This is a genomic window from Agrobacterium tumefaciens str. B6, assembly GCF_001541315.1.
Taxonomy (GTDB): domain Bacteria; phylum Pseudomonadota; class Alphaproteobacteria; order Rhizobiales; family Rhizobiaceae; genus Agrobacterium; species Agrobacterium radiobacter.
In genome coordinates, this window is the sequence record NZ_LMVK01000011.1 from 50,549 (window position 1) to 64,442 (window position 13,894).

The 13,894-nt window shown below is 58.9% G+C and carries 11 protein-coding genes; all 11 read right to left on the minus strand.

From position 1 onward, the window contains the following. Positions 1–18: 18 nt before the first annotated feature. Entirely contained in the window at positions 19–1,857 is a 1,839-nt protein-coding gene (locus ASB65_RS09805; protein WP_060723838.1) for an ABC transporter ATP-binding protein, read from the minus strand. Beyond that, positions 1,857–2,774 carry an ABC transporter permease gene (locus tag ASB65_RS09810; RefSeq protein WP_060723839.1) on the minus strand — a complete coding sequence of 306 codons (918 nt, stop codon included), beginning with the start codon at positions 2,772–2,774 and terminating at the stop codon, positions 1,857–1,859. Before ASB65_RS09810 ends, ASB65_RS09805 begins: the two co-directional genes overlap by 1 nt. Next, positions 2,774–3,754 carry an ABC transporter permease gene (locus tag ASB65_RS09815; protein WP_060723840.1) on the minus strand — a complete coding sequence of 327 codons (981 nt, stop codon included), beginning with the start codon at positions 3,752–3,754 and terminating at the stop codon, positions 2,774–2,776. Before ASB65_RS09815 ends, ASB65_RS09810 begins: the two co-directional genes overlap by 1 nt. A 75-nt stretch (positions 3,755–3,829) precedes the next feature. Further along, complete coding sequence (locus tag ASB65_RS09820) at positions 3,830–5,413, minus strand: ABC transporter substrate-binding protein (protein ID WP_060723841.1); 1,584 nt, start codon at positions 5,411–5,413, stop codon at positions 3,830–3,832. A gap of 421 nt (positions 5,414–5,834) precedes the next feature. Beyond that, positions 5,835–6,989 carry an iron-containing alcohol dehydrogenase gene (locus ASB65_RS09825; protein ID WP_060723842.1) on the minus strand — a complete coding sequence of 385 codons (1,155 nt, stop codon included), beginning with the start codon at positions 6,987–6,989 and terminating at the stop codon, positions 5,835–5,837. Between the two features lie 11 nt (positions 6,990–7,000). After that, positions 7,001–8,752, minus strand: a complete 1,752-nt coding sequence (locus ASB65_RS09830; protein WP_060723843.1) for a nitrilase-related carbon-nitrogen hydrolase — start codon at positions 8,750–8,752, stop codon at positions 7,001–7,003. Between the two features lie 25 nt (positions 8,753–8,777). Then, entirely contained in the window at positions 8,778–9,473 is a 696-nt protein-coding gene (gene urtE / locus ASB65_RS09835) for an urea ABC transporter ATP-binding subunit UrtE (protein ID WP_060723844.1), read from the minus strand. Beyond that, positions 9,473–10,222, minus strand: a complete 750-nt coding sequence (gene urtD / locus ASB65_RS09840; protein ID WP_060723845.1) for an urea ABC transporter ATP-binding protein UrtD — start codon at positions 10,220–10,222, stop codon at positions 9,473–9,475. The genes urtE and urtD overlap by 1 nt, the downstream gene beginning before the upstream one ends. Position 10,223: 1 nt before the next feature. Next, positions 10,224–11,363 (minus strand): urea ABC transporter permease subunit UrtC, encoded by a 1,140-nt coding sequence (gene urtC / locus ASB65_RS09845; protein WP_060723846.1) that lies wholly within the window; start codon positions 11,361–11,363, stop codon positions 10,224–10,226. 1 nt (position 11,364) lies between these two features. Continuing rightward, complete coding sequence (gene urtB, locus ASB65_RS09850; protein ID WP_060723883.1) at positions 11,365–12,258, minus strand: urea ABC transporter permease subunit UrtB; 894 nt, start codon at positions 12,256–12,258, stop codon at positions 11,365–11,367. A gap of 154 nt (positions 12,259–12,412) precedes the next feature. Continuing rightward, on the minus strand, positions 12,413–13,663 hold the full coding sequence (locus ASB65_RS09855) for a transporter substrate-binding domain-containing protein (protein ID WP_060723884.1): 1,251 nt from the start codon (positions 13,661–13,663) through the stop codon (positions 12,413–12,415). Positions 13,664–13,894 lie beyond the last annotated feature (231 nt).

Sequence of the window (13,894 nt, forward strand, 5' to 3'; positions counted from 1 at the left end):
CTGGGACCGCGACCACGTTCAGGCCGAAGCCATTTGAGGTGTCTGCGTATCACCGCCAGCGACTGACGGAACAAGATGGCAGGCGGCGAAATCCTGGCTGCCTCGCACAGTCAGAACAGGCTGAAGGCTGCCACATTTTTCCATCGCACGCGGACAGCGCGACTTGAAGCTGCAACCGGTGGGAATATTGATCGGGCTTGGCGGTTCGCCTTCGAGAAGGCAATCTTCCGGCTGGTAACGGCGTTCCTCAAGCGTTGGCATCGCGCTTAGAAGCGCCATGGTATAGGGATGGCCAGGATCGAAGAACAACCGCTCATTGTCGGCCAGTTCGAAGACCTCGCCGAGGTACATCACAGCGACACGGTTGCAAACCTTGCGGACCATCGCGAGGTCGTGGGAGATGAAGATGTAGGTGAGGTTGTATTCTTTCTGCAGTTTCTGGAAAAGATCGAGCAGCTTGAATTGTTCCGTCTGGTCGAGCGCAGACAACGTCTCGTCCATAATGAGAATTTCCGGCTCCAGAACGAGCGCCCGCGCGACATTGATCCGCTGGCGCTGGCCGGCGCTCAGCCCTATCGGCAGCTCTTCATAGAGATCGGAGGACAGGCCGACTTCGCCCATCACCTTGAGTACGCGTTCGCGAATCTTGGCGCCGTCTATCCATCCATGAGTGCGAAGCGGGCCTTCCAGCATCCTGCCCACAGATGTGCGTGGCGGAAGCGAGCCGAACGGATCCTGCAGAACCATCTGCAGCTTCTTGCGGAAGGAAAGAAGCTCCTTGCCGCTAAGGGTTGCGATATCATTGTCACCGCACAGGACCTGGCCGGAACTTGGCAATTCCAACCGGCTGAGAAGCCGCATCAGTGTGGATTTGCCGCAGCCGGACTCACCGACAATTGCAAAGCTATCGCCACGGCGCACATCGAAGGTGACATTTCTGACGGCCCGCACGTGATTGAAACCGCCAAAGCCGGTTTTCTTTCTAACCTTGTAGATTTGCGATGCGTCGCGCAAACTCAAGACTGTTTCGCGCTTGTCGTTCAGGCGCGGGATTTCGCTTTTCTCGATCCAGATCTTCGGCGTCTGCTGGACAAGGTCCTTCGTGTAGGCGTGGGCAGGCGACGCAATCAGCCGCTCGGTCTCCTGCTCCTCGATGATGCGGCCTTCCTCCATCACCAGCATCCTGTCACAGGCTTCCCGGGCAACCGGCAGGGAAGAGGAGACGAACAAGACGGCCGTGTCGAAGCTCGAAGTCAGTTCCTTCATCAGACGGATGACTTGAGCGGCAACGGTGACGTCGAGCGGTTGAGTCACATTGTCGGCGATGAGAAGCGCAGGATTGGTAACCAGAGCATCGACGATCAGGGCGCGCTGCATCATGCCACCGGAGAATTGCGAGGGGTAATCGCTGAAACGGCTGCGGGCAGATGGAATGCGGACCGCCTCAAGCAACTCGATTGTTCTCTTTTCCGCTTCCTGCCGGGAGGTGCCTGGCACGACGGCACGCAGCTTCTCCACGATTTGAGAACCAACTGGCAAGGTTGGATCGAGGGCGCCCATCGGGTTGGAGCCAACATAGGCGACACGCCGGCGCAGGACGCGCATCTCGCTCTCAGTGATGCCGTAAATATCCTTTCCTTCGAAGAGCACGCTTCCGGATTGCAGGGCGAGCGGCGCTTCCAGCCAGTTGACGACGGCTTTTGACAAGACCGTTTTACCAGCACCGCTGGCACCAACGACGCCAACGATCTCGCGCGGCGCAATGCTGAAAGAAATATCATCAAGGATGATCTTCGCCTCGACCCCACGTCGAGCGGTAACAGTGACATTCGTGAGTTGGAGAAGCGGCTGGTTCATCACTCTGACCCTCCGTGAATGGTGTTTCGGGCGCGCTCCAGCGACGCACCGATAAGATTGATGCTGGTCAATGTCAGGCCAAGGAACACGCCGGGCATGGTGGCGATCCACCAGGCATTGAGAAGATACTTCCGGCCATCCGCGATGATATTGCCGAAGGTCGGGGTCGGCGGCTGGACGCCCAGGCCGAGGAAGCCGAGGGTCGATTCAAAAATCATCATTCGGGCCACATCAAGCACGGAGGTAAAGATCACCGGCGGGAGCAGCAGCGGCAGAAGCAAGCCGATGATTATGCGAGCATCGGTCGAGCCACCCAGCCTTGCTGCGCGCACGTATTCCCGTTGTCTCTCCGTCATCACGATACTGCGCATGATGCGCGCGTAGACCGGCCAGCTCGACAGGCCGAGGACAAGAACGATAGCGGGAATTGTCGGGCGTGAGACACCAAGGACGGCGATCGCCAGAATGATCATCGGTATTGAAAGCTGCGCGTCTGTAAGACGCATGATCAGCATGTCTATGCGGCCGCCGAAATATCCGGCGATGGTTCCGAGGGCGCAACCAATGATGAGCGTCACGGCAACAGAGACGATGCCGATCAGGAAAGAATAGCGCAGGCCGACAAGCGAGCGAACCAGCATGTCGCGGCCGATCTGGTCAGTGCCGAGCGGATGGGCCCAGCTCCAGTTGTCTCCGATGAAAAGCGGTGGCAGGAGGCGCGCCTTCACATCCATCTTGGTGGGGTCGATACCGCTGATTTCAGGATAAAGAGCGGCTGCGATCGCAAGCAGGAGGAAGACTGCAAGGCCGATGCGAAAACCGGGCGTTGAGGCGGCGCGGTCAAAGATGCGCCGTGCAATCGAGCGGCCTGCGGCCTTCGATATGAGCGGGGTGTTGAGTGCCGATGTGATGGACATCAATATTCAAGCCTCGGATCGATGGTGGTTGCGACGAGATCGACAATGATGTTGATCAGGACAAAAATTGCACTGGTGACGATGGCAATGCCCTGGATCAGGGGGAAGTCGCGCTGCAGCACGGCGTTGATGGTGAGAAGACCCAGTCCTGGATAATCAAAGATGTATTCGACGATAATGACGCCGCCGAGAAGGCCCGAGAACTGCACGCCGAGCAGATTGAGCAACGGTACCGAGGCATTGCGCAGCGCGTGGTTGGAAATGATCCGAGCCTGGCTCAGGCCACGCACGCGTCCGACCGAAACATAGGGCTCCATCATCTGCCCCGACACGGAACTGACCAGCGTGCGGATCAGGACCGGCGACAATTCGACCGCCAGTACGATGGCAGGCAGTATCGTATAGGCAAAGCCCTGATAGCCGATCGCTGGCAGCCAGCCGAGCTTGACTGAGAAGAGCAGTGCCAGAACGATGCCGAGCCAGAAATTCGGCAGTGAGATGAAGACCGAGGAAATGTAGAATGCCAGCTTGTCGGGCCATCTGCCGATCGACAGTCCACCGGCAATGCCGACGATCGCCGAAAAGATCAGCGCGATCACCAGTGTAACGGCAGCAAGCTGGAGCGTCATTGGCAGGGCGTCGAAAATCAGGTCGAAGACCTTTGCGCGCTCGCCGCGGGTCGTGTCGTTGAATGTGGCTCCACCTGTCGACGCGCCGTTCGCCGGGCGCACGAAGGATTGACCGAGATCGCCGCGAACGACGCCGCTCATATACCGGCCGAATTGCACGGGGATGGGATCGCGCAGGCCCATATCAGTCGCGATCTTCTCAATCAGCGCCTCGGGCGCCATGCCGCCCGCCATGAGGCGCACCGGATCTCCCGGCACCACCCGCAACAGGGTGAAGATCAGCAGGGAGACGAGGAATATGATGATGACGCCTTGGAAAAGGCGCCGCACCAGGAAGTTCACGGCAAACATTCAGCCACTCCGCTCGGAAACTCACGTGAAAGTCTGCACGCCCCCTCAGGAAAGGTGGCGTGCACATGAATGCCGTCAGGCAGCTGGTTTGGCGGCGTCGATCGATCCGTCCGGATAGATGTACATGCCTTCAAAGTCCTTCTGCATGGCGTGGATCATTACCGAGGTGAACAAGGAAAGCGCCGGCATTTTTGAGGCTATGAGCGGCATGGTTTCCTCCTCGAGGATTTTCTTGCGTTCCTCCAAAGTTGGTGCCGAACGCTCCTTGTCGAGACTGGCATCGATATCCTTATCCTCGATGCCGCAGATGCGGTGAGAAGTGGAGTGGAAATGGGTGCGCAGCACGAGGTCCGGTTCCGGAGAGGCCGTCGACCAGCCGCAATCGACCATGTGCCCCGGGCCGCCGCCGGGCCGATGATAAAGCTGCTCGTTCCAGGCTGCGGGCTCAAGGACGGTTAGGCTGACGTTGAAGCCCTGCTCCTGCAACATGGCCGTGATCATCTCGCCATATTCCTTGGTCTTCGGGTAAAAACCGACAGAGGTAATGTATTCGAGCGGCGGTAGCCCTTTGCCGTTCGGGAAACCGGCTTCGGCGAGCAGGGCCTGTGCCTTTTCCGGGTTGAATTTCGGATAGTCGGGTAGATCGACGTAGCCGAACTTGACCGGCGATACGAAGTTGGATGAGGCGTGGCCGGCCGACCCCATCAACTCCATGATCATGTCCCGATCGATTGAATGGCAGGCCGCTAGACGGATACGCGGATCGTTAAAAGGTGGTTTCGAGCAGCGGAACCACAGATACTTGTTTTCGACCGAAACGACCTTGTTGATGAATATCGCTGGATTGTCCTTGATCGAGTCCACCTGTTCCGGCTCCAGCCGCTCGACAATCGCAGCCTGACCATTCATCAACGACAGCATTCGGGTGGTGGAGTCACCGGTGAAGGTGAAGTTGATGCCGGGAATGGCGGGTTTGCCTTTAAAATAGCCGTCATAGGCCTCCATCACGGTGTCGTTGCCGCGCTGTTCGACAAACTTGAACGGGCCGGTCCCGTTGAGCCGCTGGGAGAGTGGTCCACCGGGTCCGCCGGCTATATCCTTGGCTGACATGATCGGCAGGAAGGATGCGAGGAAGATGAAGAGGTGGGCCGGATAGCCGCCCTTCGATGTGTCGATGATGACGGTGAAGTCATCAGGTGTTTCGATGCTCAGGGTTTCGGTGGGGCCGGGATACCACTGTGCCGGCCGGTCCGCCCGCGAACCATATTCAAAGGTTGCCTTGACATCTTCCGCCTTGAACGGCTTGCCGTCATGGAACACGATGCCTTCGCGCAGTTTGATCTGAAGACGGTGCGGATCAAGCAGCTTGATGTCGGTTGCCAATTCGTAGACGACCGCACCTGGGTCGTCGAGCTTCATTGGCGTGCGGGTGAGGAAACCCATCACGAAACCTTCGATGTTCTTCTGCGACAGTGTGGTGTGAGCGGTCGGGTCCCAGTTGCCGGTGATGTTTTCAGCCGACAGGAAGGTCATCGTCTTGCCAGCCTGTGCAAAAGCCGACGAAATGAAAAAGTCAGGATTGATCTGCATATAGCCGGCGACGGCGGCGGCGCCAACAGAGCCTTGAAGGAAGCGGCGGCGACTGAATTCTGAACCCATCGAGTTCCCCTTTTCTATTTTGAGCAAACCGTCAAATCAGTCAAAACGGTCAAATCAGTCATAAGCAAAAGGCGTGCCAATTCGATTTTTCCGTCAAAACCCAGCTTGTGGTCAGTGTGATTTGTGGGATTTGACCATTTATTGGTCGATTGAGAAAGAATTAGTCGACAGGCGCGACCGCTGAAAGCGCTAGCGTGGCTGTTCCCCTTTAGAGACACTGATCCTTGCTGCCCGTGGCCAGACGGCACGCGGGACAAAGATCACCGGCGCCTGCAGGCGGGGGTGCTTCTGGAGCTTGGGTGAAGACTTCGTTTTTATACAGGCCCTATTCAAAGCGAACAGGCAGTTTTCGGGGCAATGCCGAGCAGCACGTCTTGCTGCATGCAGATTTTTGTGCGGGTTACGGTGGCGTTTAGCGGTGTTACCAAGCATCCTCGTAGATGCCGGCAACATCCGATAGCGACATCTCGCGCGGATTGTTGACCAGCAGGCGGGTCTGCTCCATTGCGTTTTCAGCCAGCAGAGGAATTCCCTCCTTTGGAATTCCGACATCCCTCAGCCGTACAGGAAGATTAAGGCGCGCGGGCAGCATCGCGAGTCCTTCGATGAATCCGGATAGACGCTCCATCTGGTCGGCAGATTGGAGATGCGCAAAAAGGTACGGTGCCAGTTCCGCATAAGAATCGCCGCACGCTGGTGCATTGAAGCGCAACACGTGCGGCAGTACCAGGCTGTTGGAAAGACCGTGGGGAACGTGGTAGCGGCCGCCGATCGGATAGGCGAGAGCATGTACGGCCGCGACGGGCGAATTGGCAAAGGCCTGCCCGGCCAACATGGAACCTAGCAACATCGACTGTCTGGCGGCGAGATCGGCTCCGTTCTCAACCGCTATTGTGATGTTTGCCCCGAGAAGACGGAGAGCTTCCTTTGCAAGAACGCGGGAAACCACATTGTTGTTTGCACTGGCGGACGTAAACGCTTCTATGGCGTGGACCATCGCGTCAATCCCCGTCGCTGCGGTCACAGCCGGCGGAAGACCGATCGTCAGGTTCGCGTCGAGAACAGCGGCGTCCGGCAGCAGGACCGGTGATACAACCCCCTGTTTTTGATCTGCCCCGGTGGTAACGATGGAAATGGGCGTGACTTCCGATCCGGTCCCCGCTGTTGTCGGCACAAGCACCAGCGGCAGACGGCCACCCGTCACCTTGCCAACGCCGTAAATATCCTCAAGTGCTTCGCCACTTCTGGCGAGAAGGGCGACGAGCTTGGCGACATCGAGTGATGAGCCGCCGCCGATGCCCAGCACGCCTGTAACGCCAAATTCGATCGCCTGCGCCAGGGCGGCGTGAATGATGGCTTCCGGTGGGTCGGCGATAACGCCGGCGAAGATTGACGTTTCAGCGCCGGTTTCCGCAAGGTGGGCGAGGGCCGGCTGAGCGAGCCCTGCCTTCACGACCCCGTCGTCCGAAACCACCAGAACCCGCGACCCGAGCAGGGCGCGAAGCTCCGAAATCCGTGCGATGGAGCCCGGTCCCGCGATGATCTGCGGGACGGTTGTGAAGGTGAATGAGGACATCGGGCCGCCTTTCACTGGTGCCATTTGACCAGAGGCTGATAATGATGCGGCTGACGCATGACGACAAGGTCCTTTCGCCTGACGATGTTTGTCGGATAGGGCGTGTCGAGATTGGTGGTATCGACGACAGCAGCGGCGATCCCCTGCTCATCGAGAATGGGCGATTCCTGACGGGGAAAGGCAAAGGAATCCGGCCCAAAGACTGCGCTCTTGCCCAGATATCCCCTTTCCGTGTCCAGCACATTGGCAAAGGCGAAATAGACGTTGTTTTCGCCACCGCGCACCCGTAGCGCATGCCAATGAAAAGGATCTGCCCCTTTGGGGATCGGATAGTTGTGCGGGATCTTGGTGCCCGCATGGCTGCCGGTGAATATTCCGGCGATTGCAGAAGGGCAGGCGACCAGATCGCAGCCCATCAGCGAAAGCGAGCGGATAGCTTCCGGATAAAGCGCGTCATGCCCGATCGCGAGACCCACCCGTCCGATGGCGAGATCGTAGATTTTCCAATCGTCGCCCGCCGTTGCCCAACTGTCGGCGACGCCCAGATGCGTCTTGCGATAGCTTCCCACCAATCCCTCGGGACCCGCAAGGACCGCGCTGTTGTAGACCTTGTCTCCGTCCGCTTCGGCAAACCCTGCGACGAGATAGAAACCGAGCTTCATTGCCAGGCGCACGAAGGCGGAGACCGTCGGGCCCGAAAGCGGTTCCGCCCGGGAACCGGGAGCCTCAAGCCCGGTCAGCGACAGTTCCGGGAAAACCAGAATATCTGGCGCTGTGGTCGCCTTTGCCTCGGTGGCCAACGCGCTGATCTGGGCAATATTATCCGCTATCACCGGGGATGGGGCGAACTGGGCAACGGCTGCGCGCGATTTGCGCCCCGGCGGAATGGGCTGATAACCGTAGAGGCGGAAGTAGTCACCCGGATTCCAGGTGAAACTGTTGGTCATCATGTTCATGTAAAGCTCGGGCCGGCGCGACTCGAATACCGGTTCGCTCAGGACTTCGCGACGGCGCGCGCGGGCAAGATCGATCTGGCTATAGGCAATTCCGTCGCCTGTATCGATCGCTGCTGCAACTGTCCCATCAGGCTCGATCACGCAGCTTCCTCCGGAGAACTGCACGGTTCTCTCCAGTCCCCACCTGTTGCTTTCGATGACATAGCAGGCGTTTTCGAAAGCGCGGTTGATCCAGTAGGGGGCGGGCGCGCGCTCCTGCAGCCAGTTGGAAATGTGGCAGATGACGTCGGCGCCGCCCAGGGCCTCCAGCCGCGCCGTTTCGAAGAAGTGCAGATCCATGCAGACCAGCATCGAAATTCGGCCGATTTCCGTTTCAAACACCTCATGTACGATATCGCCATTCGCAGCCCACTTTGGCTCAGCGATATACGGATGCGACTTGCGGTGCCGGCCAACGACGCCGTCCGGACCGATCAGAACGGCTGTGTTGTAATAGAGGTCGCTCGACGGATCGACTTCCGGCATGCCGACGACGATATAGCAGCGGTGCTTGCGGGCAATCGCATGGAAAATATCGGTGGTCGGCCCGGGGACAGTCTCGACGAAAGGTTTCACCTCGGCCCTGTCGAACCAGCAATAGCCGGTCGTTCCCATTTCGGGCGTGACGATCAGGCGCGCCCCTGTCTGCGCCGCTTCCTCGCAAAGGGCCGTCAGCCTGTCGATATTGCGTGCCTTTTCGAACATGGTCGGTTCGAACTGGATAGTAGCGGCGGTGTAGCTCTGTGTGGATGTCATGATTGTTCCCATTGTCTCTGTGAAAGGTCGGCCTTTTTCAGACGGCCATATGGCGGTGAACGAGTGCGTCGGAGAGCATGTCGATGGCACCTGTCGCAACCACGGCGCCTTTTTCGAGCATGGCGAAGTGGTGGGACGCCTGGCGCGCAAATGCGACGTTTTGCTCGACGAGGATGATCGTCATGCCGATCTCCCGGTTGAGCCGGATAATGATCTTTTCAATCTCCTCGACGATGGAGGGCTGGATGCCTTCGTTGGGTTCATCGAGAAGCAGTACTTTCGGGTCGGCGGCCAGCGCGCGTGCGATGGCAAGCTGCTGTTGCTGCCCGCCCGAAAGCACGCCGCCGGGCCGGTCCAGATTGGCCATCAGGTAGGGAAAAAGTTCCGGCACCAGTGCTGGAATTTCGCGTTTGCCATCCGCTCGCGCAAAGGCGCCCATGAGGATGTTTTCGCGGATAGTGAAATCGGGGATAATCTCCCTGCCCTGGGGGACATAGGCGATGCCGGCCCGCGCCCTCCTGTGTGTCGGGGATGCGCCGATGTCCTTGCCCTGAAGACGCATCTCGCCCGTCATGCGATCGGTCAGCGCCATCAATGTTTTCAAGAGGGTGGTCTTGCCGGTGCCGTTGCGGCCGAGAATGCTTGTGACCTTGCCGGTCGGAACATCAATGGTGACACCGTGCAGAATGTGGCTGCGTCCGTAATAGCTGTGCACGTCTTTCAGGGTCAGCATCAGGATATTCCTTTCGAACCGAGATAGGCTTCACGGACTTTGGGATTGTGTTCGATATCGCCGACGCTGCCTTCCGCCAGAACCTCGCCCAGATGAAGGACGGTGATGCGCTCGGCGATTTCACGCACGAAACCCATGTCGTGCTCGACGACGATAATGGTGTGGCGGCCTTTGAGATTTTTGATGATCTTGGCTGTCTTGCGGGTTTCCGCCTGGGTCATGCCAGCCGTCGGCTCGTCCAGCAGGATGACCTTGGGGTCCTGCACGATGAGCATGCCCAGTTCCAGCCATTGCGTCTGGCCGTGGCTGAGATAGGCGGCGGTCAAGTCCGCTTCGGCTTCCAGGCCGGTCAGCGCGAGCGCCTCATCAACGCGGTTTGTCTCCGCACGCGAAAACCCGAACCGGAGATTGGCGAACACCGATGGATTGCGGCAATTGGCCACTTCCAGATTCTGCCGCACGGTGAGATCACGGAAAACGCTGGGGATCTGGAATTTTCGGCCGATCCCGGCGCGGGCGATCCTGTGTTCGGGCCAGTTGGTGATGTCGGTATCGTAAACAAAGACCTTGCCCTGCGTGCTACGGGTCTTGCCGCTGATGAGATCCATCAGGGTCGTCTTGCCGGCGCCGTTCGCGCCGAGCAACACCCGCAATTCACCATCACGGACGGTGATGCTGACATTGTTGACGGCTCTGAAACCGCCGAAATCGACGCCGAGACCGTCGATGGTCAACGCGATTGCACTCATATCACAATGCCTCACTTTGTTGCTGCAACGATGGAGACGACGCTGATGGCTTAAGGCGGCGGACGAGCTGCCGCAGAACATCATGCGCGACGCCGCCGAGGCCACGCGGCATGAACAGGACGACGAGGACGAAGATGAGGCCGATGATCGCTTTCCACGCCTCCACCAGTGCTTCGGTTTCACTCACCTCGGCCTCGATCATGTTGATCAGGATCGCGCCGATGCAGGCGCCGAGCAGGGAGGAGCGCCCGCCGACGGCAGCCCAGACGACCATGGTCACCGAGAAAGACAGGTCCATGAAGGTGGGTGAGGCAAACTCCGCGACGACCACGTAAAGCATGCCGGCAACACCTGCGATCGCCGCCGAAATGACAAAAAAGAACACCTGGTAGAGTGAGACGTCGAAGCCGAGATAACGGGCGCGGACCTGATCGTCGCGGATCGCCTGCAGGATCGTGCCCGCGCGGGTCTCCACCACAAGACGCGCTCCGATGAGCGCCAGCGACAGGCATATGGCACACAGATAATAGGTCGCCCGGCTGTAAGGGTCGAATTCAATGCCGCCGATCGTCAGCCAGCCGAGGTCCGTCAGACCGTTGAAGCCATTTGTCACCGGTTGCGCATCGACCATGACGAGACGCACGAGCAGAACGAGTGCCAGCGTGATGATCGACACGAAGACACCGGAGATGCGTTTGCGGAAAACCAGCATGCCGAGTGCGCCGGCGATCATCACGGGAAGCACGATGCCGAGCACGAGGCCCACCGTCTGACTTTGAAACGGAAGCCAGAGGAAAGAGCCCTTGTTGATGCAGCATAGTTCCGTCGGTGCGCCGGGTTCGGCGTTCCATAGCATGAAATCGGGAACAGGCCTGTCGGAGCCCTGTTGCAGACTGGTCGCGCTGGACAGCTTCAGCGACATGGCGAGCATGTAGGCGCCGAGACCGAAGAACAGCCCCTGACCGAGATTGAGAATGCCCGCATATCCCCATGTCAGTGCGATGGCGACGCCGAGCATGCCATAGACAAGATACTTGGAGATACGGTTCAGCCAGAATTCGTCACCGAAAAAGGGTGCTGCAAAGATCAGCGCGATGAAGACGACATAGGCGGCGATCTGGAATTTTCGTTCGATGCTCATGTTAGCGCCCCTTGAACGAGAACAGCCCGCTGGGCTTGACGAGAATCACAATGATGACGACCCCGAAAACCACCGCGCGCGCCAGAATGTCGTTCGTGCCGATGGCCACCAGTGCATTGATCTCGCCGAGAAGCCCTGAAGACAGGGCGGTGCCGAACAGGCTGCCGACACCGCCTGTCACCACGACCATGAAGCCGTCGACCACCATCGTTGTGCCCATGTCAGGGAAAACAGTCTTGAAGCCGGACATCATCACGCCGGCGACGCCGGCGAGACCGGAACCGAAGGCGAAGGTCAGGGCGTTGATGCGTTTCACGTCTATGCCGCAGGCCGCAGCCATTTTTGGATTGCGGATGATGGCGCGAACCTGCATGCCCGCCGTGGTTCGGTAGAGTATGAACCACGTCGCCAGCGTCAGCACGGCAGTCACCACAATGATGAAGGTGCGGTAGGCGTTGATGTCGGCATCGGCGAGCCGGAACGTGCCCTGCAGATAAGAAGGCACCGCGACGTTTTGCAGTCCGGCTCCAAGGCCTTCGATGTGAATACCGAAAAAAGTGAGGCCAAATTCCAGCCTTACCGCCTGCTGCAGAAGGATGGCGATGCCCCAGGTGGCAAGCAGCGTATCCAGCAGGCGGCCGTAGAGCCGCCGCACGACCACCCGTTCTATCGCCAGGCCAAGCAGGGCGGTGATGACGAAGGCAAGCGGTATTGCGAGCAGAAGACTGGTTTTAAGCCAGATGCCCGAGAGAACGGCGACATATGCACCGATCATGACCATTTCGCCGTGGGCCATGTTGATGACGCCCATGGCGCCGTATGTGATGGCGAGACCAAGTGCCACCAGAAGAAGGATCGAGCCGAGACTGAGGCCGATGAAAAGAATATCGAGCATAACGCCACCGTTCATGAGAAGGGCGGGCCAGACTTTTTCCTGCTCCTTGCCAATCCCGAAGCGGGTTGACGCCACGCAGAGGAAAAAACGCAGATCCGCCTTGCCGAGACACGGTCCCACCAGGCATGCCTGGCGGGACGATGCGGGGAAGGGATCAGCCCTTGAGCTTGGTTGCGTCGAGACCGTTGACGGTGCAGAAGAGATTGCTTTCCGTCTCGCCATAGGCCGAATAGGGTAACGGCTTGATCGGCGCCGGATAGGCGTTGACGACCTTGCTTTGGCCATCCGGCTGCCATTGCCCGATGCGCGGTGTCAGCCAGCAATGCAGGTTGTCGGGGTCGGTCGTCACCTTGCCGCCGGGCGCGTCATAGGTCTGGCCGCGTATGCCGGCCCGGATCGCATCGGCAGACAGATCGCCGGATTTCTCGACTGCCTGTTTCCACAGAAATACCTGGAAATAGGCGGCCTCAAGCGAATGGTATGTCACGGCTTTCGGGTCGTTTACGAATTTTCTGAAGCGCTCGATGAAGCTTTTGTTCGCAGGCGTTTCGATCGACATGAAATAGGGGAACGATGTGTAGCTGCCCGCCGCATATTCGGCCCCCATGGCCGCGATCTCGATTTCGGATGTCACTGTCGCGCAGATCGGGATTGTCTCCTGCGACAGTCCCTGGTTCTTGAATTCTCGATAGAAGGCGATGATCGAGTCGCCGACAACGTTGGAGAGAACAACGTCCGCGCCGGACTCCTTGATCTTGCTGACCATGACCGCCCACTCCGAGTGGCCGAGTTCCAGATATTCGTCCGCCACCCATTCTGCCCCGGCCGCCTCGATGAGTTTCTTGGAAACCTTCGCCATCTCGCGCGGATAGACATAGTTCGAGCCAACGATGAAGAACTTCTTCTTGCCCAGTTTCTCCACGATCCAGGGAATGTAATTGGAGAGCTGCTGGTTCGGAACTGCACCCGAATAGACAACGTTACGGGAGCACTCGAAGCCTTCATAATGCGTCTGGTAAAACAGCATTGCGCCGCGTCGTTCGAAGATCGGCAGTACGGCCTTGCGGCTGGCGGAGGTGTGGCAACCGAACACGGTGGAGATCTTGTCCTTGAGGATCAGTTTCGAGGCCTTTTCGCTAAAGGTCTTCGGATCGGAGGCACCGTCTTCAACGACGACCTCGACCTGCCGACCGAGCACGCCGCCGGCCGCGTTGATTTCGGCCACGGCCATCATGACGCCGTTGGCCAGAAGCTTTTCAGCCACGGAAAGGCCACCCGTCTGCGAGTAGAGCGCGCCGACCTTGATGGCATCGGCGGCAAAGGCCCGGCCGCCGAGAGCCGGCAGGGCGAGTGCGGCGGAAGCGGTAGCTGCGGTTTTCAGAAATTCACGTCTGTTGAACACCATCTTGGTTCCCCTTTTTTTGATTGGCGCACGCAGCGGCATTGCCCGGCTCAGGGCCGGGGCTTTCATGCCGAAACAGTATTGGAGGGCTGACGTCACTGTCAGCAGACAACAAAAAACCCGCGAGGCTTGTCACAGCCTGCGGGCACCTTTGCCATCACCGCATCACGGCTACGCCGCGTGCAACATCGGCACATGGCTTCAAAGAAGAAGGGATGTGCCGGAGGTGTTCGT